Genomic DNA, 20,379 nt, shown 5'->3' on the forward strand with positions numbered 1-20,379 from the left:
ACTTCCGATGCCGCGGCCGCACAGGAGGCAGACGGGGCCGATCGTGCCGCGACGTATTCCATAAGTGATCCGGTACCGGCCGGAGCAATGCGTGAATTCACCCCCGATCGGCCGAGCGTTACCGAAAGCCCGTACACCGTGGATGCCGGGCACGTTCAGATTGAGCTGAGCGCCGCTGAGTACGCGATCGCGCGGGACCGCAGCCGAACCCTCGACGTGCTACCGGTGAACCTGAAGCTTGGCTTGCTCGACAATGTCGATGTGGAGCTGCTGTTCACCCCTTATCAGAGGGTGTCTGACGGCGGCTCGATCTCAAGCGGTTTCGGCGACGAAACCCTGATGCGCCTGAAGATCAATCTTCAGGGTAACGATGGCGAGGGCACGGCCTTCGCCATCATGCCATATGTGAAGCTTCCTACCGGTACGGGCGGCCTCTCCAACCATCATGTTGAAGGAGGGCTGATCGTGCCGCTGGAAGCCGAGCTTCCCGGCGACTTCACCTTTAACGCCATGGTGGAGGCAGATCTCGTCTACCACGACGCACGAAGCGCCTATGGAACCGATCTGGTGCACAGTGCGAGCGTCGGCCATTCGATTGCAGGGCCGGTGAGCGGCTATGTGGAATATGTCGGCGTGGCGCCATTTGGTGCGCCCCATGGCCGGGAAAGCCACTATCAGGCGATCGGCTCTGCTGGTCTCACCGTGGAGGTGCGGGACAACCTGATCCTGGACGCCGGTAGCCGGGTTGGTTTCAGCGGGAATTCGGACCGGGCAGCCCTGTTCGTCGGTGCTTCGACCCGGTTCTGATGGTGGCTATGCCCGATGCGCCCTCAGCTCTGGCGCGCCGGCAACGTTCAGAACAGCTCTCCTTGAGCGCCCGGCGGTGGCCGAAATAGGTCTGTTCTCAGCGCCACCCGCTCGCCACCATGCAGACCGTGGCGGCGTCGCGCGATCTGGAATCGCGTCCGCAGCAGATCGGCCCAGGGCCCTTGGCCGCGCATACGGGTGAAGAAGCCGGGATCATTGTCCTTCCCACCGCGCAGCGATTGGATGGCAGCCATCACCTTTGCGGCCCGATCGGGGAAGTGCGCGTCCAGCCACGCGCGAAACAGCGGCGCAACCTCCCAGGGGAGGCGCACCGGAATGAACGACACCCCGCGGGCACCCGCGTTGGCGGCTTCGGCAACGATTGCCTCCACCTCGTGATCGGTGATGGCTGGAATAACGGGTGCCATGTTCACGTAGGTGGGCACGCCCGCCTCGTTCAGCTGGCGCACCGCCTTCAGCCTGCGCTGCGGATGCGGCGCTCTCGGCTCAACCGTCATTGCGATCTTCGGCTCGAGTGACGTGACGGAGATCGCCACCGCCACCAGGCCCTTTGCCGCCATAGGTGCCAGCAGATCCAGATCCCGCACCACCCGGTCGGACTTGGTCGTGATCATCAGCGGATGATCGCATGACGATAGCACTTCGATGATCTGACGCACGATCCGCCATTTGGATTCGATTGGCTGATAGGGATCGGTGTTCGTTCCCATCGCGATTGGCGCACAGCGATAGCCCGGCTTGGCGAGTTCGGCCCGCAGCAAGACCGGCGCATCGGGCTTTACGAACAGCCTGGTTTCAAAATCGAGCCCGGGCGACAGATCGTGATAAGCGTGGCTGGGGCGGGCAAAGCAGTAAATGCAGCCGTGCTCGCATCCAACCATCGGGTTGATACTCCGGTCGAACGGTACGTCCGGGCTCTTGTTGTACGAGATGATGGTCTTGGGGCGAAGAAGTTCGACACTGGTCCGCACGGCGGATGGCGGGCCATCAATCTGGCTTCGCGCGTCGAGCCAATCGCCGTCCCATTCACGCTGCGGCAGGTTGAAGCGCCCGCTTACAGCATTGGACGTCGCGCCACGTTGCGGCCGTCCTGTTCCCATTGCCGCGTCTCCACCCAGATGCGGACGCTAAGCTATACGAACAAATGGAGAACATCAATTGTCCGAGGGGCGCAGCAGCCACGTGCGAGGGTCATTGGCTTTTCACGCGATCGGCGTATCATGTTGCACTGCGCCGCGACTTTGCGGCGCCGACAGGCGAAGCTGCCCTGATCGTGGTCGATGGAGCCTCAATGATGAGCAATCCCCCACGTGTCGATCGACCCAAAACGGCATCTGAGTGCCTTGGATTACTCGTGGCGGTACTTGGCTGTTTGGATGCCATCGCAAATGAGGCGGACGAGGCTACCCAGCGGGCCCTCTCGTTTGCCGCCATTCGCGTTCACGAAGCCATCGATTTCATGAAGCCCGACGTTCTCGACTCCTGACGCTATCAACTCCGGCAAACACTGCTTCAATCTTGGACTCACCGATGCTGGTCAGATCAATCAGCGTTCTGCGGCGATCAACAGGGTCCGAGCGGCGGCTTACCAGGCCCGCCTTTTCCAGCATCAATAGCCAGCGCAAACCGGTCGATTGTGGGATCCCAGATGCCAGGCACAGTGACGATACTGAGCTCGGCTCGCCAGCGCTATGCCGAAGGTACAGGTCCAGCAGCATACACCAGGCCGGGTCAGAGAATAGATCAGCCCCTAGCGCCCTGTCACGAGCACGTCGCGCCTGAATACAGCTACGTACGAGTAACGCTGTTCTCGTTTCGGCTGATGTACGTGGGCGCCGTTCAGTGTTCTGGCCGCGCTCGCCTACTGTTTTTGATAGCTTATCAAGGATGTGCTCGATCCGGGATAGGTCTGGTTGGTCAACCATCTTCGTCCGGCCTCTCGAATGCCGTCAATTTGCGAACAGGCATTGGGCGGCAACTATAATCAAATCTTGATCGACCCGAAAGGACAAGCTGCGTCCAAGGTACTTCGATTTACGCTACGTAATTACCGCCAGCGACCGGTTTCCATCCAACGTAGCAGTGGCTTCAGCGGGGTGATCCAGATGATCCCCGTAACCAAGTAGAACGCCAGCTGCGCCAACGGATGCCAACCACTCACGGTCGCCGCAAAGCTCAAGATTACTGCGCACCAAAGCATGATCAGCAGCAGAATGGCAATCATGCCGGCCGGTTTGCGCCAGGACGGGCTCATGCAGCGATCCACTCTTGTTCGGTGATGATGGCGTGGAGCGGCATGTCCCACGGATCGGTCGGGACCCGATCGACTTCCTGGACAGAGAACGCAACCCCGATGCGGCGAGCTGTCGGAAAACCTGCAAAGGCGCGATCGTAATGTCCGCCGCCCTGTCCAAGCCGCCCGAGCATCCGATCGAAGGCGACCAGCGGAGCAAGGATCAAGTCCGGCGCAAGCTCGTCAGGGTGATCGTCCGGTTGCAGAAGTCCGAACGGCCCGGGCACCAACGTCGCATTGTCATGCCATGCAAGAAACCGAAGCGGCGTGGGCTGATCCACGACATGGGGCAATGCAATGCGGCATCCCTGCTTGAGTGCGGCCGCAACCAGCGCGCCCGGATCTGCCTCGGCGCCAACTGGCGCATAGCTTGCTACGATCATGCCAGGTTTCAGCATCTGCAAGAACGATGGGCGCGGCGCGATGATCGGGCGCGGCTCGGGCAGCGCCCGCCTCGCAGCGCGGCCTCTGGCGCGCACCGCGATCTTGTCAGCGGCGGGGGAGGGTGACGGGACCGCCATGGCCGTTTGCCGGGATATCCACTGACGCCCAGTACGTCAGGTGGGGACCATGTGCGTCGGGCCAGGGCCCGGGCAGGGACAGCCCCCATGGATGATGAATAGCCTCAGGGATAAGTCTAGGCTCGTACCGGGCAGTACCCGTCACCAACAATCTAGTCGTTCCCGGGCGCACGCTCAAGGGCCTCTGCCAACGATTCCAGACGTTCAGCGACCCAGCTTAGCGCCACCGAGTCCATCGCCGCGGCAGAAGTAGACGCGGCAGCTTCCTGCGCCTCTCGCAATTCGTCGGCCAACATCAACGCGGTAAGCAGCAGGGCCTGTGGCACGCCGCCATCTCCAGCCGCCCTGATCGCCTGGGGCCAGCGTTCCGACAGCATGGCCCCGAGGCGTCGAACCTCATCCTCGCCGCCTTCACGGGTGTTGACGACCCAGGGCGTGCCGCCAACGTCGAGCGTTACGCGCGCCATCAGTCTGTGGCTTTCGTGGCAAGGGCGTCCATGTCGGCAATCGCATCGGCTACCTCCTGCCGAAGGGCAGCATGGCGCTCACGCAGGGCGGCATGGTCATCCGCCCGTCGTTCGATTGCTTCCTCGATGCGCCTGATCGCGGCATCGATCCGCGTCACAGCGTCGCTTTCTGTCATGATTGCGGATTAGGATCGCGCCGGCTCATCGGCAAGCCCCGCTGCGACACTTGGCAGGTCGGTGCGGTTGACGCGCAGCGCATCCGTCGCGCAAAGGCGCCCGAGATAGTTCGGGATCAGGGGAGAATCGGTCGAGATGACGAAGGTTGCGATCAACGGGTTCGGGCGGATCGGGCGCCTGGTGGCGCGGGCGATGCTGGAGCGCGGCGGCGATCTGGAGCTGGTGACGATCAACGATCTCGCCGACGCGAAGTCGAACGCTTGGCTGTTCAGCCGTGACAGCGTCCATGGAAAGTACCCGGGCACGGTGGTTGCCGAAGGCAACGATCTCGTCATTGATGGCAAGCACATCCGCGTCACGGCGGAGCGTGATCCGGCGAACCTGCCGCACAAGGAACTGGGTGTTGATCTGGTGCTCGAATGCACCGGTTTCTTCACCGACCGCGCCAGCGCGCAGAAGCACATCGATGCCGGTGCCAAGAAGGTGCTGATCTCGGCCCCGGCGAAGGGCGTGGACCTCACCGTCGTTTATGGCGTGAACCACGACAAGCTCGAGGCGGGCCACGCGATCGTCTCGAACGCATCGTGCACCACCAACTGCCTGGCGCCGGTCGCAAAGGTCCTGAACGATGCGATCGGCATCGAACGCGGCCTGATGACCACCGTTCATGCTTATACCAACGATCAGAAGATCCTCGATCAGATCCATCCGGACCTGCGCCGTGCGCGCGCGGCTGCGATGAGCATGATCCCGACCACCACTGGTGCTGCCCGTGCCGTCGGCGAAGTGCTGCCGGAGCTCAAGGGCAAGCTGGACGGCTCGGCCATTCGCGTGCCGACTCCGGACGGCAGCCTTGTCGACCTCACCTTCACGCCGAAGCGCGATACGACTATCGAGGAAGTGAACGCGTTGCTCAAGGCGGCGGCAGAAGGTCCGATGGAAGGTGTGCTGCACTATTCCGACGAGCCGCTGGTCTCCATCGACATCGTCCACACGCCATATTCCTCGACCGTCGACAGCCTGGAAACCGCGGTGATCGACGGCAAGCTCGTTCGCGTCGTCAGCTGGTACGACAACGAATGGGGCTTCTCGAACCGCATGGTGGACACCGCGACGCTGATGGCGAAGCTGGGGTGAGCCAGATCGGCCGCCTTCTCGGGATCGCGCGTCATGCGCGGCCCCGGGCATCCATGGAGGTGATTGAGGCGGCCGAGATCACGCTCGCAGGCGGCGTCACTGGCGATTACCGCGGTGGGCTGAGGGGCAAGCCGTACAAGCGCCAAGTGACACTGATCGAGCGCGCCGACTGGCAGGCCGCTACCGAAGAGGTCGGGCAGGTGATCCCGTGGCAGGAACGCCGCGCCAACCTGTTGGTCGATGGCGTCGATCTGCCGCAGGTACCGGGAGCCAGGATCCGCATCGGCCCGGACGTCGTACTTGAAGTGACCGGCGAAAATGATCCGTGCAGTCGCATGGAGGCGATCGCCGCCGGTCTTGAAGCGGCGCTGACTCCGGACTGGCGAGCGGGCGCGTGCACAAAGGTTGTACAAGGCGGCGCGATCGCCGCCGGTGATGAGATCAGGATTGAGGAAGCATGGCCAAGTCATTCCGAACGCTCGACGACATCGGCGACGTCCGCGGCAAGCGGGTCCTCGTCCGCGAGGATCTGAACGTCCCCTTCGCTGACGGTGCCGTCACTGATGACACGCGCCTGCGCGCGACGATCCCAACGGTCACCGAGCTGTCGGACAAGGGCGCAATCGTGCTTGTTCTGGCCCATTTCGGCCGACCAAAGGGCGTTCCCAGCCCGGAGATGTCACTCGCTCAGATCACCAAGCCCTATGAAGCGGTGCTTGGTCGCCCGGTGCGCTACATCGACTGGGAAGGTGACGCGGCGAACGTGGCGACGCTGCAGCCCGGCGACATTGCGGTGCTGGAGAATACGCGCTTCTTCGGCGGTGAGGAAAAGAACGATCCGGCAGTGATCGATCGCTTCGTTGCGCTTGGCGACCTTTACGTCAACGACGCCTTCTCGGCCGCTCATCGCGCCCATGCCTCGACGGAAGGTCTGGCGCGCCGGCTGCCGGCATTCGCCGGCCGCGCGATGGAGGCGGAGCTAGTTGCGTTGCAGAAGGCGCTCGGCGAGCCAGAGCATCCCCTGGCAGCGGTGGTCGGCGGCGCGAAGGTGTCGACCAAGCTGGACGTGCTGAAGCACCTGGTGGGCAAGGTTGATCATCTCATCATTGGCGGTGGCATGGCCAACACCTTCCTCGCGGCTCGCGGCGTGGATGTCGGCAAGAGCCTGTGCGAGCATGATCTGACCGGAACGGCCGAGGAGATTCTGGAGGCGGCGGACCGGGCGAACTGCACCGTTCACTTGCCGTACGACGTGGTAGTGGCGAAGGAGTTCAAGGCCAATCCGCCAACGCGCACGGTCAACGTGCACGAAGTCGCTGCTGACGAGATGATCCTCGACGTCGGCCCAGCCGCAGTTGAAGCGCTTGGCGACGTACTCAAGAATTGTCGCACTTTGGTGTGGAACGGGCCGCTCGGCGCATTCGAGACGCCGCCCTTTGATACGGCCACGGTGGCGCTGGCAAAGACCGCGGCGGCATTGACGATCGGGGGCACCCTGGTTTCGGTGGCTGGCGGTGGGGATACCGTTGCAGCATTGAACCACGCCGGCGTTGCCGATGACTTCACCTTTGTATCCACCGCAGGTGGCGCCTTCCTTGAGTGGATGGAAGGACGGGAACTGCCTGGGGTGGCCGCTCTCCTCCGGTAACAGGGCAGCATGCCCGTCACTGGGCAACACCTGGAGAATTCGGACGTGAACGGCTCCCGCCAGGCAGGCGGGAGCCGATTTCGTGTCAGGCTGCCAGCGCGGCTGGTTTCCCTACTCCGCGGATCAGGTCTGCCGCTTTTTCTGCGATCATGATCGTCGGCGCGTTGGTGTTCGATCCCACCAGCGTCGGCATCACCGACGCGTCGACAACGCGCAGGCCGGTGAGCCCGCGCACGCGGAGCTGTTCGTCGACCACCGCCATCTTGTCACCGTCGGCCCCCATCTTGCAGGTGCCGACCGGGTGATAGATGGTTTCCGCATTGGCGCGGACCCAGGTGTCGATCTCGGCATCGGACTGGACCGTGCGACCCGGTGCATATTCGTCCCCGCGATAGGGATCGAGGGCGGCTTGATAGGCCACTTCGCGCCCGATGTGCACGCAGTCGCGCATCACGCGTCTGTCGACTTCGCTCGCCAGATAGTTCGCGTAGATCAACGGATCGGCGGTCGGATCGGTCGATCCCAGTGCAATGCGGCCCCGGCTCTCCGGACGAAGCTGGCACAGATGCAGGGAGAAGCCGTCCGCTTTCACCCGGGTCTTGCCATGGTCCTTCATGATCGCAAGCACGCCATGGATCTGGACGTCCGGACGCGAGAGGCCCTCGCGCGAGCAGATGAACGCGCCAGATTCGAGGAATTGCTGACGACCCAGCCCAGTGCCGCGGGTCAGATATTCCAGGCCGACGCGCAGCTGCCGCAGCCCTTTGGTCGAGGAGAAAGCGGTCTTCAGCCCACGGCTGTACCAGCTCATGATGATGTCGAGGTGGTCCTGCAGATTCTCGCCGACACCGGGCAGATCGTGCACCGGCCGCACGCCGGCCTCGCGCAGGGACGCGCCGTTACCGATCCCGGAGAGCTGAAGAATGTGCGGGCTCTGCACGGCGCCGGCGCACAGGATGACCTCTCCGTCCACCTCAACGCGCTGTATCTCATTGTCCTTGATGTAGCTAACTGCCACGGCACGGCCGCCCGAGATCGACACGCCTGCGGTCCGCGCGTCTGTGATCACGGTCAGGTTTTTGCGGGTGGCGACCGGACGCAGGTAGGCGGCGGCAGTGGACCAGCGCTGACCATCCGAGATCGTCAGGTCATATCGGCCGAAGCCTTCCTGCTCGGCGCCATTGAAGTTCTCGGTTACGGGGTAGCCGGCCTGGCGTCCTGCCTCGATCAGTGCGTCGTGGAAGGGGCTGTCGCTCTCACCCCCGGAGATTTTCAGCGGTCCATCCGCCCCGTGCAGCTCATGGATCCGATGATGCCCTTCCAGCTTGCGGAAATAGGGGAGCACATCCTCCCATGACCATCCGGTGAGCCCCAGTTGGCGCCACTCGTCAAAGTCCTGGGGATGCCCGCGCGTATAGACCATGCCATTGATCGAGGATGAGCCGCCGAGCCCACGGCCGCGGGGCCACCAAAGGCGGCGATTGTCTAGATGTGGTTCCGGCTGCGTCCAGAAGCCCCAATTGTGTTTGCCCTTCGCCTTGATCAGGCTGCCGACGCCCGCCGGCATCCGCACCAGCAACTCCTTGTTGGCGCCACCTGCTTCCAGCAGGCAGACGCTGACGGCCGGGTCCTCACTGAGCCGCGCCGCAAGCGTGCATCCAGCGGAGCCCCCACCGACGATGACGTAATCGAAACCAGCCATCTTCCTCTCCATTTCTCATTCTCATCCCCGCGCCGAGGATGGTTGATGCGATCTTGTGCGCGGGAACCGGGCGATTGCCAGCGCTAATTCGATGTTATTGGTTCGGCGCGGGCCGCCGCTCACGGGATCAGGACGATCTTTCCGACCATGTCGCTGCGCTGCATGGCTTCGAATGCCGAGCGCCAGTCCGCCAACGCATATTCCGCGTGAACCCGCGGCCGGACCTTGCCTTGCTCGGCGAGGCTCCAGATTGCGTCCTGATTTTCGCGTCCCTTGTCTGGAAACTGACGTCCATACTCACCCGCTCGCACGCCGATCACGGAAAAGCCCTTGATTAGCGGCATGTTGGTGGAAACTGTTGCGATACGCCCGGAGGTAAAGCCGACGACGCAAAGGCGTCCGCCAAACGCGATGGACCGCACCGATTCATCAAAGACATCGCCGCCGACGGGATCGTAGATCACGTCGGCACCACCGCCAGTAAGCTCTTTCACTCGCTCTCGAAATCCCGGCGCGGGTAGACCGGCCTCGACGCCATATTCCGCCATCAAAACTGCGAGCTTTTCGGGCGAGCGGGAGGTGGCGATAACCCGGGCGCCCAGAGATGTCGCAAGATCTACCGCCGCCAGACCGACGCCGCCGGTGGCGCCGTGGATCAGCACCGACTCGCCCGCTTCCACCTTTGCGAGTCTCACTAGTGCGACATATGCGGTGAGGTAGGCCGCGCCGACGCCAGCCGCCTGCCCGAATGACAGGTGCGCGGGCTTATGCCGGACGGCTGCCGCATCGACTGAAACGATCTCAGCGAAGCCGCCGAGCCGCGTGCCTGCCACGACGGCTTGGCCCGGCTCGAAGCCGTCGCCCGCGATCACTTCGCCGGCAATTTCCATACCCGGTGAAAAGGGGAGTGGCGGCTTCAGCTGATATTCTCCCCGCGTCATCAGCAGGTCGGGGTAGTTGAGCGCCGAGGCCTTCACCCGGATCAGGACCTTGCCGGGCTCAGCCGTCGGCTCGGGCAAGTCGAGCAGGGCAGTTCCCGAAAGATCGGGCGACAGGGTGGAAACGACCAGGGCCTTCACGGGCGCGCGACCATGATGTCGAGCAGCGAATCGAACAAAGTGGCCATGTCGAGGTGCGGCGCATGAACCTTGCTCAGCCCCAGCGTGATCAGCCCATAGGCGCGCACCTCCGCCTCACTGCGCGAGAAGCCGATCTCCATGAGGCTGCTGGCCAGGAAATTGAGCATGAGCTCATCGTGACGTTCGACAGCGCTGCGCGCCCGCGAGTCGCTTTCCGCCCAAGCGCGCATAGCCACTGCGATCCGGGACGATCCCCTGCGGCGCACCGTCTGCCCCAGGAGGCGGATACGCCCGATCGGATCGGGCGTGGCGCGCCCCAGCGCGGCGATCAGGTCGCTGACCTGATCCTCGGCGAAATAGGCCGCCAGCTTGCCCTGATAGTCATCGAAGTCGCGAAAGTGGTGATAGAAGCTGCCGGTCGAGACCTTCAGTTCCTCCGCGAGTGGACGTAGCTTCAACGCGCGCAAGCCGCCACGCCTCAGGAGTGACTGGCCGGCTTCCAGCCAATCACGCGGGGTCAGGTCCGGGCTTCGAGGAGCTGTCGTTGATCCCGAAACTACTGGCTGCACGCTTGACATCCCCTCTACCATAACGAAGGTTATGCCGGAAATCCGCGCCGGTAAAGGGCCGGTTGGGGTGGGATTCTTGGAGAGGTTCTGAAGCAATGGCCGACGCTTACATCATCGACGCCGTTCGTACGCCGCGCGGAATCGGGAAGCAGGGCAAGGGCGCGCTGGCGCACATGCACCCGCAGCATCTCGCCGCCACCGTGCTGAAGGCGCTGAAGGAGCGCAACAACCTGAACACTGCCGAAGTGGACGACATCATCTGGTCGACGAGCTCGCAGCGCGGCAAGCAGGGCGGTGACATGGGCCGCATGGCGGCGCTTGATGCCGGCTATGACGTCAAGGCATCCGGCACCACGCTGGATCGCTTCTGCGGTGGCGGCATCACGGCGGTGAATTTTGCCGCGGCGCAGATCATGAGCGGCATGGAAGATTGCGTCATCGCCGGCGGCACCGAGATGATGAGCCTCACTGCCGCAATGGGCCAGGAAGACATGGAAAGCGGCAAGCCGCCGCTGGGCATGGGCTCGGGCAACGAGCGGCTGAACCTCAGCCACCCGCAGTCGCACCAGGGCGTGTGCGGCGACGCGATCGCCAGCATGGAGGGCTTCACCCGCGAGCAGCTCGATGCGGCCGGTCTCGAAAGCCAGCAGAAGGCCGCCAAGGCGATCGCCGAAGGCCGCTTCAACAAGTCGATCGTGCCGGTGCTCGATGATGACGGCAATGTCGTTCTCGACCATGACGAATTCCCGCGTCCGCAGACCACCGCGGAAGGGCTCGCGAGCCTGAAGCCGTCGTTCGCTGCGCTGGCGGACATGCCGTACAACAAGTCCGGCGACACGTTCCGCAAGCAGATCAATCGCAAGTACCCGGATCTTGAGATCCAGCATTTCCACCATGCCGGCAATTCGTCCGGCGTGGTGGATGGCGCGGCGGCGGTGCTGCTGGCGTCCAAGGAATATGCCGACAAAATGGGCTGGAAGCCGCGTGCGCGCATCGTGGCCATGGCGAACATCGGCGATGATCCCACGCTCATGCTGAACGCGCCGGTGCCGGCCGCGAAGAAAGTGCTGGAGAAGGCGGGCCTCAAGAAGGAAGACATCGACCTCTGGGAGATCAACGAGGCGTTCGCCGTCGTCTCCGAGAAGTTCATCCGTGACCTTGAACTGCCGCGTGACAAGGTGAACGTGAATGGCGGTTCCATCGCGCTCGGCCACCCGATCGGCGCGACCGGATCGATCCTGATCGGCACCATCGTGGACGAGCTGGAGCGTCAGGAAAAGCGCTACGGCCTCGTTACCATGTGCGCCGCAGGCGGCATGGCGCCGGCGATCATCGTCGAGCGCTTGGCCGCCTGATCGAAGCTGAAGCAAGACCGCGAGCGGGCCGAGAGCGCCCGCCGCGGCGGAGAGAATGATGACGCACCCGTACAAGCATGCCGCCGCCACGCCCGACAAAGCCGCCTATATCATGGCGGGGAGTGGCGAGACGGTCACTTTCGCCCAGCTCGATGCGCGCGCGAACCAGGGTGCGCATCTTATTCGTTCGCTCGGCCTGAAGCGTGGCGACGCAATGGCGATGATGATGGACAATTCGCCCCGCTATTTCGAGGTCGCCTGGGCGGCCGAACGCGCCGGCGTCTATCTCACCTGCATCTCGTCCAAGCTGATGGCGGGCGAGGCGGAATATATCATCCGCGACGGCGACTGCCGCGTGTTCATCGCGTCCAAGGGATGCGCTGCCTGTGCGGAGGCGGTGCTGCCGCTGATCGACGATCTCGACCGCTACATGGTCGATGGCACGATCGAGGGATATCAGAGCTGGGAAGAGGCCTGCGCCGCGCAGCCGACCACGCCGATTGCCGATCCGTCGCCGGGCCAGATCATGCTCTACTCCTCCGGCACGACGGGCAAGCCCAAGGGCGTTCGCTTCGCATTGCCGGAGGAGCCGTATGGCGAGAATGTTTCGCCGCTGATGATGATCGGGCAGGGGCTGTACGGCTTCAACCCTGACATGATCTATTTGTCGCCCGCGCCACTCTATCACGCCGCCCCGCTTCGTTGGTCCATGGCGGTGCAGCAGCTGGGCGGTACCGTGGTTGTCATGGAGCGCTACGATCCTGAAAAGGCGCTGGAGGCGATCCAGCGCTACAAGGTCACTCATGCGCAATGGGTGCCGACGCATTTCATCCGGATGCTGAAACTTCCCGAGGATGTACGCAGGAAATATGACGTATCGTCGCTGAAGGCCGTCTGGCACGCCGCTGCGCCGTGTCCGATCCCCGTCAAAGAGGCGATGATCGAATGGTGGGGCCCGATCATCGGCGAATATTACGCCGGGACCGAAGGTAATGGCTTCCACAACATCCTCTCGCCCGAATGGTTGACGCACAAAGGGTCGGTCGGCCGCAATCTGACGACGATCACCCATATCTGCGACGAGGACGGGAAGGAGGTGCCACCGCGGACCGAGGGCACGATCTATTTTGAAGCCCCGGTGACCGAGCTCAATCCCACCGGGGCTGCGCCGTTCAGCTACCACAACGACCCTGAGAAGACGAAGGACAGCACCAACGCCAAGGGCTGGACGACGCTCGGTGATGTGGGCTGGATGGACGAGGAGGGGTATCTCTACCTGACCGATCGCAAGAGCTTCATGATCATTTCGGGCGGGGTGAACATCTACCCGGCCGAGATCGAGAATTTGTTGATCACGCATCCCAAGGTTGCCGATGTCGCCGTGATTGGCGCACCGCACGAGGAAATGGGCGAGGAAGTTGTCGCCGTGGTCCAGCCGAAGGATCCACTGGAGGATCGCGAGGCACTGGCGGCCGAACTGTCCCAATATGCCCGCGCTAATCTCAGCCACGTGAAATCGCCACGTCGCTGGGATTTCCGCGAAGAACTGCCGCGGCATGACACGGGGAAGCTCTACAAGCGGCTGCTGCGTGACGAATATTGGGGCAAGGCGAAGCCGGCTGAGACGGCTCCGCCCGCGGAGCAAGCCGCATGAGCTTCAACTTCGGCGACTTGATCGAAGCGGTGGAGGCCGCGATCCCGGGTGACCGGCCGGCCCTCGCCCATGGCGATCAGGTGGTGGACTGGGCCGCGCTGCGGGTTCGTTCGAACAATCTCGCACGTGCATTGGTGGAGCGGGGGCTCAAGCCCGGCGACCGCTTCGCTTTTTACGCCTATAATTCCGCGGATTATCTCGTTGCGCTGATGGCGTGCTGGAAGGCACGCGGCACCCACGTCAACGTCAACTACCGTTATGTCGCGGACGAGCTTGCCTATATCCTTGCTGATAGTGACGCGACGGTCCTGGTCTATGATGCGCGGCTTCGGGAATGCGTCGAGGAAGTCGTCGATCGCTCCCCGTTGGTGCGCAGCTATGTCGAGATCGGCGGCAACGGCGCGGCGCCGGCGTTTGCCGAATCCTTCGAGGATCTGGTCCAGGGTGACGGCGCATCGCTCGGCATCCCGCGCGATCCGCAGGACCGATTTTTTATTTATACCGGCGGCACCACGGGCATGCCGAAAGGTGTGGTGTGGAGCCATGCCGATCTGAACGCGATCGGCCATGCCGCAGCGGAGGCTGCCGGATTGCCGGTGCCCACGACCGTCGAAGAGGCGGCGGCTTTTGCCGCTGCCAATCCGGATTATCCGCGCACCGTTTGCGGCCCACCGCTGATGCACGGCACGGGCCTCCTGACGTCCTACGGCTCGCTGCTCGCGGGCGGGTTCGTTGCGACTTTACCCAGCCGGAGCTTCCACCCGGAGGAAGCGCTGGACGCGATTGATCGGTGGCAGGCCAACCGGCTGGTCGTTGTCGGCGATGCCTTCGCGCGTCCAATCCTTGAGGCACTCGACGCAGAGCCGGATCGGTGGGACGTATCCTCGATGCGTCTCATCAATTCGTCGGGCGTCATGTGGACGCAGGGCGTGAAGGAAGGCCTGGTTCGGCATATGCCGGAGGCTACCTGCCAGGACAATTTCAGTTCGTCCGAGGCGATCGGTATGGGCGTATCGCTGACCACCAAGGATGGAACAGTCGAAACGGCCAAGTTCGTCGTCGGTCCGCGTTGCCGTGTTCTGGACGATGATGACAAGGATGTGGTTCCCGGCTCGGGCGTCACCGGCAAGGTGGTGCTTGGTCCCCCCAATCCGGTCGAATATCATAAGGATCCGGTGAAAAGCGAGCGCACCTTCCGGTTGATTGACGGCGTGCGCTATACGGTGTCCGGCGATTTCGCGCAGGTTGCTGAGGACGGCTCTGTCATCCTGCTCGGGCGCGGCTCAGCCTGTATCAATTCCGCGGGCGAGAAAATCTTCCCGGAAGAGGTGGAGGAAGCACTCAAGCTGTGTCCCAAGGTGGATGACGCTTTGGTATTCGGCATGCCTGACCCGAAATGGGGCCAGGCAGTCGCCGCCGTTGTTCAGTCCGCACAAGGCTTTGACGAGGGCGCCGCTCGCGATGTCCTGCGAACCAAGCTGGCCGGGTACAAACTTCCCAAGCTCATTGTGGCAACAGGCGAGTCGCTCCGTGCGCCTAATGGCAAGGCGGACTATGCCAAGGCAAAGGGGCTCGCAGGGGTCGCCTGACGCCTGCTCCCCATAGCAAGACGGGGTTGGTGATCTTCCCGACTGGGAAACGGTACGTCCGACGTTCGCCTTTCCTTTCGCAATGCTGACGGTTGCATTCAGCCAGTATTCTCGACGGTTGGTGCAAAAGGGCTTCATCATCGGGGCCGGCTCGTGCGCCGGCGGTGGAGTTTGCAGCAGATGGGCAGGAAATTGGTGGCAGCGTTGATGGCGGCGGCGGCGCTGGTGCCCGGTGTCAGCCTTGCGCAGGAGCGCGGCGGTGGTCGCCAGTGGGGCGGCGCCGAGCAGCGACATCGCCAGCCGGGCGGCGGGTGGCAGCGATCCGCTCCGCAGGGCCGCGCGCCTGAACGACAGGTACAAGGCGGCGCGGAACGGAACTGGCAGCGTACAGCGCCGCAGGACCGGGGCGGCTGGGCACAGCAGCGCGCGGTTCCGGGTACGGAAGCGGGCCGAGAGTTTCGGCAGGAGCGCCGCGAGCAACGTCGCGATTTTGCGGCCGAGCGTCAGCGTGATCGCCAAGCGTTGACCTCCGGCGCGGTGACGCGGGAAACCTTCCGCGCGGATCGGGCGCGGGATGGCGAAGCATTTCGTCGTGATCGGGCGCGGGATGGCGAAGCATTTCGTCGTGATCGTGCGCAGGATCGTCGCGATTTCACGCGGGAGCGCCGGAACGATGCGCAGGGGAACTGGGCCCGCAGTGGCGCGGATTGGAACGACCACGCACGTTGGGACAGCCGGGGCGGCGACTGGGGCGATCAGCGGCGCTGGTATGGGCGCAACGATCGGGGCGGCTGGAATCGCGACTGGCGGCGCGACTCGCGCTATGATTGGGGGCGGTGGCGAGCGTCGAACCGCAATGCCTTCCGCTTGCCGCGCTATTATGCGCCTTATGGCTGGAACCAGGGCTATCGGCGGTTTTCGGTAGGCGCCGTCCTGTCATCATTGCTGTTCGCGCAGAGCTATTGGATCAACGATCCATGGTCCTATCGCTTGCCGGAGACCGACGGAGACCTCCGCTGGGTGCGCTACTACAATGATGCGCTGCTGGTGGACGTTTACTCCGGCGAAGTCGTGGACGTGATCAACGACATTTTCTGGTGATCGGTGCGGCCGAAGGAGGCATGCTCAGCACGCCTGAGGCCGGGTGGTTGTCCGCTCAGCCAAGGTTGATGGCGTGGCATCGACAATGCCCGCTGATGGCACGGTAAAGCCGGACTGCAGATGCGCGAAAGGCCGTGAGGCCTATATGGAAACGGGTGGCTGACCCTGTGTCAGCCACCCTTTCTGTATCTCGCGAAGCAACGACCGCTGTCAGGCCTCCAGGCTAGTTCCAAGCGACGCATTCACCAGCCCGCCGTCAACGACGAGCGTATCGCCTACCACGTAATCGCTCGCCCGGCTCGCGAGGAAGATCGCGGCACCCGCCATGTCCTCGAAATTGCCGATCCGCCGCATCGGGATCCCCTTCGCCACCTGATCACCATGGTCGCGCGCGGCGCGGTTCATCTCGCTGGCAAAAGCCCCCGGGGCGAGGCTGGTTACGATGATCCCGTCCTTGATCAACCGAGCGGCCATGCGCTTCGTCAGATAGATCAGGGCAGCCTTCGATGCGTGATAGCTGTAGGTATCCCACGGGTTCAGCCGCATGCCATCGATGGAGGTGATGTTGATCACCTTGGACGGTGCCTCGTGGCTGGCATTCGTCTTCAACAAACCGTGCAGGGCCTGGGTGAGGAAGAAGGGTGATTTGACGTTGAGGTCCATAACCTTGTCCCACCCGCTTTCGGGGAACTCTTCGAACGGCACGCCCCACGCCGCGCCGGCATTGTTGACGAGGATGTCGAGCCGTTTCTCCCGCTCTGCGAGGGCAGCGGCAAGTGCGCGGCAGCCCTCCACGGTTGAGACGTCCTGCGGCAACGGAATGCACTTGGGGCCAAGCTCCGCAGCGGCTTCATCGCAGGCGGTGGCCTTGCGCGACGAAATGTAAACCGTTGCGCCCTGCTCGATATAGGCCTTCGCGATCATCTTGCCGATGCCGCGGCTGCCGCCGGTGACCAGTGCGACGCGCCCCTCAAGGCTGAAAAGATTGTTCAGGCTCATCCATATCCCTCCGTGTTGGCGGCTGGGCTAGCGGTGTCGGCGGCGGTGAACAAGCGGCCTACCGCTTTTTCGAACAGGTTATGATTGACGGCCGGCCTTGCCATACTATGCTGCCGAAAAACAGAAATGACAGGACGAGAGGATGCGCTTTTCGGGCAAGCGTGCCGTCGTAACAGGCGGCGCTTCGGGCATCGGTCGTGCAACGGCGCTTCGGCTGGCTGAGGAGGGCGCCGAGGTCTGGATCGGCGACATCGATGAGGTCGGAGGACAGGAACTTGCCACCACCTCCAACGGCAAGATCCACTTCCAGCGCTGCGATGTAACGGAAGCGGAGGAGATCCGGTCGCTGATCGAGGCGACGGACGGCCTGGACGTTCTGTTCAACAACGCCGGTGCTGGGGGCGCGCCCGAAAAGATCGACGAAATTGCACCTGAGGACTGGGATCGGACGCAGTCGCTGTTGCTTCGCTCGGTGGCACTCGGGATGCGTTACGCCGCGCCGCTGATGGCGGAGCGCGGCGGCGGCGCGATCGTCAACACGTCTTCCGTATCCGCGCTAGGAACGGGCTACGCCCCTACCGCTTATTCCACCGCAAAGGCCGGCGTGCTTCACCTGTCGAAGATGGCCGCGGCCGATCTTGCCAAGCACAATATCCGCGTGAATGCCGTCATTCCCGGCTTCATCACGACGAACATATTCACCCGTCATCTGGATGTGCCGGCCGACAAGCTGGAGCGCGCAAACCAGGTGATCGCGCAGGTCGCCGCCGGCGCCCAGCCGGTAAAGCGGGCCGGGCGGCCTGAGGACATTGCGTCCGCCGTATCATTCCTGCTCAGCGAGGACGCTGCGTTCATTACTGGCACGCATCTGGTGGTGGACGGTGGGATTACTATCGGCACCCGCCAGAGCTGGGACCCGGATCAGCCAGGGTTGTTTGCCGCGTTGGAGGCTTTTCAATGAGTGCAACGATCGCAAGCACTGCCTCCATTGGGACGGCGCCGCCGGCCGGCCGGCGGCTGCGCACCGGCACCATGGCCAGCTACGGGTTCGGCGCTGCCGCTTATGGCGTGAAGGATTCCGGCTTCGGCACGTTCCTGTTGTTGTTCTACAACCAGGTGATCGGGGTCCCGGCTGCAACTGTCGGGTTCGTGATCATGTGTGCGTTGATCATCGACGCGTTCATCGATCCAACGGTTGGCGTTCTTTCCGATCGCACGCGCACCCGCTGGGGGCGGCGCCATCCCTGGCTTTACGGTTCGGCCCTGCCGATCATGTTGGGTTGGGTGTTGTTGTGGAACCCGCCGCAAAGCTCCCAAAGCGCGACGCTGGCGTGGCTTTTCGTTGTCGCTGTGTTGGTACGCAGCGCAGTCAGTGCCTATGAGGTGCCGAGCCAGGCGATGGCCGCGGAGCTCAGCTCGGACTATGACGAGCGCACCCGCATCATGGCCTATCGCTATCTGTTTGGCTGGGCCGGCGGGCTCGTCATGCTGATTGCCGCTTACTGGATCTTCCTGTCGCCAACGCCGGAATATCCGAACGGCCTTCTCAACCCGAACGGCTACAAGGGTTTCGCGATCGCGGGCGCATTGTTCATGGGCGTCGCGATCCTGACATCCGCCTTGGGCACTCACCGGGAGATTCCCAATCTTCCCGCACCAGTGATCGAAAAACAGACCATCCGGCAGAATTTCGCTGAACTGGGCCAGACGCTCCGCAACAAGGCGTTCCTTATTCTGATGGGGGCGGGGCTGTTCGTGTACACGAACCAGGGCATCACCTACGCCATCTCCAACTATCTCTACACTTACGTCTGGCGGTTCACGACCGTGACGATCGCCGGCCTCACCGTGCCGACCTTCGTCCCGCTCAGCATGGTGTTGTTCTGCGGCGTGCTGGTCGCCTTCGTTCTGGCGCCTCGCATTGGCCAGGTGACCAGCAAGCCTAAGGCTGCGTCTGTGGCGGCGGTGCTGGCGATCATCATCGGCACCTCGCCTTACTGGCTGCGGCTCGCCGGCGTCTTCCCTGAAGTTGGCAGCGCTGCGATGCTGCCGCTGCTGTTCGCCATGCTGGCGATTGGCACGGCAGCAAGTGTGACTGCGCACATCCTGGGCGCTTCCATGATGGCAGACGTGGTGGAAGACTCGGAGCAGCGCACCGGTCGGCGTTCGGAAGGCGTGTTTTTCGCCGGCGGCTTTTTCATTCAGAAATGCACCAGCGGCGTCGGCATCTTCGTTACTGGTCTGATCCTTGCCGCCGCGAATTTTCCTGCGAAGGCGGTGCCGGGACAGGTGCCTGCCGACGTGCTCGATCGGCTCACCGTCATCTATATCGTCGCCGCCACGGTCCTCGCGCTGGTCGCGGCGGCGCTGTATCGGGCCTTTCCGTTCGGTCGCGCTGAACATACCGCGCGCCTTGAAGCATTGCGCATGCAAGCGCTTGATTCGGAGAGAATTGATCCGGTTCCCTGACGTTTAAGGGCGGTGATTTGGTCGGCAGCCGGCACTTCGTCGGCGCCGCAACACCGTTCATCGGGTTTGGTTCCCGCGACTATTGGTTTTCTTGAACGCCCCCCGTAGCCGGACTGCGACGAACATCCGTTGACCGGGGGGTCGCAGTGAATTTCAAGACTTTCGGGGCGCGCCTCGCGCTCGTAATGTCGTGCAGCCTGATGACGGCAACGGCGGCAAATGCGCAGTTTTGGCAATGTGCGCCCTATGCTCGCGAGATTTCGGGCATTCAGATCCATGGTAACGCCAATACTTGGTGGGGCCAGGCAGCGGGCCGTTACGAGCGCGGCAATGCGCCAAAGGTCGGCGCGGTGCTTTCCTTTCGCTCGACCAGCCGCATGCGGGTGGGCCATGTTGCCATGGTCAGCCAGATCGTCAGCGATCGCGAGGTCCTGCTAACCCACGCGAACTGGTCGCGTCGGGGCGGCGTGGAGCGTAACGTTCGCGCGATCGACGTGTCGGACGCGGGCGACTGGAGCCTCGTGAAGGTGTGGTACGCGCCGCAGGGCGGCCTGGGCACCTCCAGCTATCCCACTGACGGCTTCATCTACGGCGACCATGCGGACAGCGTTGCTCCCGTCGTGATTGCGAACAAGAACAACGGGACGGACGAGACCCGCCTAGCGAATCTTGCGATTGCCTCGGCCGCCGCGGCACCGGTGCGCGGCGCCATTACTCTCAGCAACTGATCAGTTCGCTTCGGCGGCGCCCCATCCTCACTGAAGAGTTTGACTGAGGCGGCTGGTCGCCCC

Annotated in this window: 22 protein-coding genes; 12 read left to right on the top strand and 10 right to left on the bottom strand. The window is 63.3% G+C overall.

Annotated elements, in window-relative coordinates:
- Positions 1–87: 87 nt before the first annotated feature.
- The gene (locus tag LQ954_RS04650; RefSeq protein ID WP_231022169.1) at positions 88–807 is read left to right on the top strand and encodes a transporter; all 720 of its coding nucleotides are present in this window, start codon (positions 88–90) and stop codon (positions 805–807) included.
- 47 nt (positions 808–854) lie between these two features.
- On the opposite strand, the gene LQ954_RS04655 is transcribed toward LQ954_RS04650, so the two are convergent.
- The gene (locus LQ954_RS04655; RefSeq protein ID WP_231022170.1) at positions 855–1,928 is read right to left on the bottom strand and encodes a PA0069 family radical SAM protein; all 1,074 of its coding nucleotides are present in this window, start codon (positions 1,926–1,928) and stop codon (positions 855–857) included.
- A gap of 44 nt (positions 1,929–1,972) precedes the next feature.
- On the opposite strand from LQ954_RS04655, the gene LQ954_RS04660 reads away from it, so the two are divergent.
- Complete coding sequence (locus tag LQ954_RS04660; protein WP_231022171.1) at positions 1,973–2,314, top strand: hypothetical protein; 342 nt, start codon at positions 1,973–1,975, stop codon at positions 2,312–2,314.
- On the opposite strand, the gene LQ954_RS16305 is transcribed toward LQ954_RS04660, so the two are convergent.
- The 5 genes from LQ954_RS16305 to LQ954_RS04680 all read right to left on the bottom strand — a co-directional run bounded on the left by LQ954_RS16305 (position 2,286) and on the right by LQ954_RS04680 (position 4,285).
- Positions 2,286–2,753 (bottom strand): winged helix DNA-binding protein, encoded by a 468-nt coding sequence (locus tag LQ954_RS16305; protein ID WP_443026601.1) that lies wholly within the window; start codon positions 2,751–2,753, stop codon positions 2,286–2,288. The genes LQ954_RS04660 and LQ954_RS16305 overlap by 29 nt on opposite strands.
- Before the next feature lie 122 nt (positions 2,754–2,875).
- On the bottom strand, positions 2,876–3,082 hold the full coding sequence (locus LQ954_RS04665; protein WP_227770619.1) for a DUF2842 domain-containing protein: 207 nt from the start codon (positions 3,080–3,082) through the stop codon (positions 2,876–2,878).
- On the bottom strand, positions 3,079–3,642 hold the full coding sequence (locus LQ954_RS04670; RefSeq protein WP_231022172.1) for a 5-formyltetrahydrofolate cyclo-ligase: 564 nt from the start codon (positions 3,640–3,642) through the stop codon (positions 3,079–3,081). The genes LQ954_RS04665 and LQ954_RS04670 overlap by 4 nt, the downstream gene beginning before the upstream one ends.
- Positions 3,643–3,794: 152 nt before the next feature.
- The gene (gene zapA / locus LQ954_RS04675; protein ID WP_231022173.1) at positions 3,795–4,109 is read right to left on the bottom strand and encodes a cell division protein ZapA; all 315 of its coding nucleotides are present in this window, start codon (positions 4,107–4,109) and stop codon (positions 3,795–3,797) included.
- Positions 4,109–4,285 (bottom strand): hypothetical protein, encoded by a 177-nt coding sequence (locus LQ954_RS04680; protein ID WP_227770616.1) that lies wholly within the window; start codon positions 4,283–4,285, stop codon positions 4,109–4,111. Before LQ954_RS04680 ends, zapA begins: the two co-directional genes overlap by 1 nt.
- Positions 4,286–4,421: 136 nt before the next feature.
- On the opposite strand from LQ954_RS04680, the gene gap reads away from it, so the two are divergent.
- The 3 genes from gap to LQ954_RS04695 are packed head-to-tail and all read left to right on the top strand — an operon-like array spanning position 4,422 to position 7,071.
- Positions 4,422–5,423, top strand: coding sequence for a type I glyceraldehyde-3-phosphate dehydrogenase (gene gap, locus LQ954_RS04685; protein WP_227770615.1), 1,002 nt, complete (start codon positions 4,422–4,424; stop codon positions 5,421–5,423).
- A complete protein-coding gene (locus LQ954_RS04690) occupies positions 5,420–5,956 on the top strand; it encodes an MOSC domain-containing protein (RefSeq protein ID WP_330999936.1) in 537 nt (178 codons plus the stop codon). The genes gap and LQ954_RS04690 overlap by 4 nt, the downstream gene beginning before the upstream one ends.
- Positions 5,881–7,071 (top strand): phosphoglycerate kinase, encoded by a 1,191-nt coding sequence (locus tag LQ954_RS04695; RefSeq protein WP_231022174.1) that lies wholly within the window; start codon positions 5,881–5,883, stop codon positions 7,069–7,071. Before LQ954_RS04690 ends, LQ954_RS04695 begins: the two co-directional genes overlap by 76 nt.
- Positions 7,072–7,156: 85 nt before the next feature.
- On the opposite strand, the gene LQ954_RS04700 is transcribed toward LQ954_RS04695, so the two are convergent.
- The 3 genes from LQ954_RS04700 to LQ954_RS04710 all read right to left on the bottom strand — a co-directional run bounded on the left by LQ954_RS04700 (position 7,157) and on the right by LQ954_RS04710 (position 10,442).
- Positions 7,157–8,773, bottom strand: coding sequence for a choline dehydrogenase (locus tag LQ954_RS04700; protein WP_227770613.1), 1,617 nt, complete (start codon positions 8,771–8,773; stop codon positions 7,157–7,159).
- Positions 8,774–8,892: 119 nt separating this feature from the next.
- Complete coding sequence (locus LQ954_RS04705) at positions 8,893–9,852, bottom strand: NADPH:quinone oxidoreductase family protein (protein WP_231022175.1); 960 nt, start codon at positions 9,850–9,852, stop codon at positions 8,893–8,895.
- The gene (locus LQ954_RS04710; protein ID WP_330999937.1) at positions 9,849–10,442 is read right to left on the bottom strand and encodes a TetR/AcrR family transcriptional regulator; all 594 of its coding nucleotides are present in this window, start codon (positions 10,440–10,442) and stop codon (positions 9,849–9,851) included. The genes LQ954_RS04705 and LQ954_RS04710 overlap by 4 nt, the downstream gene beginning before the upstream one ends.
- A 74-nt stretch (positions 10,443–10,516) precedes the next feature.
- On the opposite strand from LQ954_RS04710, the gene LQ954_RS04715 reads away from it, so the two are divergent.
- The 4 genes from LQ954_RS04715 to LQ954_RS04730 all read left to right on the top strand — a co-directional run bounded on the left by LQ954_RS04715 (position 10,517) and on the right by LQ954_RS04730 (position 16,120).
- The gene (locus LQ954_RS04715; protein WP_227770610.1) at positions 10,517–11,776 is read left to right on the top strand and encodes an acetyl-CoA C-acetyltransferase; all 1,260 of its coding nucleotides are present in this window, start codon (positions 10,517–10,519) and stop codon (positions 11,774–11,776) included.
- 58 nt (positions 11,777–11,834) lie between these two features.
- A complete protein-coding gene (locus LQ954_RS04720; protein WP_231022720.1) occupies positions 11,835–13,430 on the top strand; it encodes an acyl-CoA synthetase in 1,596 nt (531 codons plus the stop codon).
- Positions 13,427–15,019 carry an AMP-binding protein gene (locus LQ954_RS04725; RefSeq protein ID WP_231022177.1) on the top strand — a complete coding sequence of 531 codons (1,593 nt, stop codon included), beginning with the start codon at positions 13,427–13,429 and terminating at the stop codon, positions 15,017–15,019. The genes LQ954_RS04720 and LQ954_RS04725 overlap by 4 nt, the downstream gene beginning before the upstream one ends.
- Before the next feature lie 195 nt (positions 15,020–15,214).
- Positions 15,215–16,120 carry an RcnB family protein gene (locus LQ954_RS04730; RefSeq protein ID WP_231022178.1) on the top strand — a complete coding sequence of 302 codons (906 nt, stop codon included), beginning with the start codon at positions 15,215–15,217 and terminating at the stop codon, positions 16,118–16,120.
- 210 nt (positions 16,121–16,330) lie between these two features.
- Here LQ954_RS04730 and LQ954_RS04735 read toward each other — a convergent pair whose 3' ends face one another.
- Positions 16,331–17,119 (bottom strand): SDR family oxidoreductase, encoded by a 789-nt coding sequence (locus LQ954_RS04735; RefSeq protein WP_231022179.1) that lies wholly within the window; start codon positions 17,117–17,119, stop codon positions 16,331–16,333.
- Positions 17,120–17,261: 142 nt separating this feature from the next.
- On the opposite strand from LQ954_RS04735, the gene LQ954_RS04740 reads away from it, so the two are divergent.
- The 3 genes from LQ954_RS04740 to LQ954_RS04750 all read left to right on the top strand — a co-directional run bounded on the left by LQ954_RS04740 (position 17,262) and on the right by LQ954_RS04750 (position 20,316).
- Complete coding sequence (locus LQ954_RS04740) at positions 17,262–18,080, top strand: SDR family NAD(P)-dependent oxidoreductase (RefSeq protein ID WP_231022180.1); 819 nt, start codon at positions 17,262–17,264, stop codon at positions 18,078–18,080.
- Complete coding sequence (locus tag LQ954_RS04745) at positions 18,077–19,588, top strand: MFS transporter (protein ID WP_231022181.1); 1,512 nt, start codon at positions 18,077–18,079, stop codon at positions 19,586–19,588. Before LQ954_RS04740 ends, LQ954_RS04745 begins: the two co-directional genes overlap by 4 nt.
- A gap of 185 nt (positions 19,589–19,773) precedes the next feature.
- On the top strand, positions 19,774–20,316 hold the full coding sequence (locus LQ954_RS04750) for a CHAP domain-containing protein (RefSeq protein ID WP_231022721.1): 543 nt from the start codon (positions 19,774–19,776) through the stop codon (positions 20,314–20,316).
- Positions 20,317–20,379 lie beyond the last annotated feature (63 nt).

This window comes from Sphingomonas sp. IC-11 (assembly GCF_021043365.1).
Classification (GTDB): Bacteria; Pseudomonadota; Alphaproteobacteria; order Sphingomonadales; family Sphingomonadaceae; genus Sphingomonas.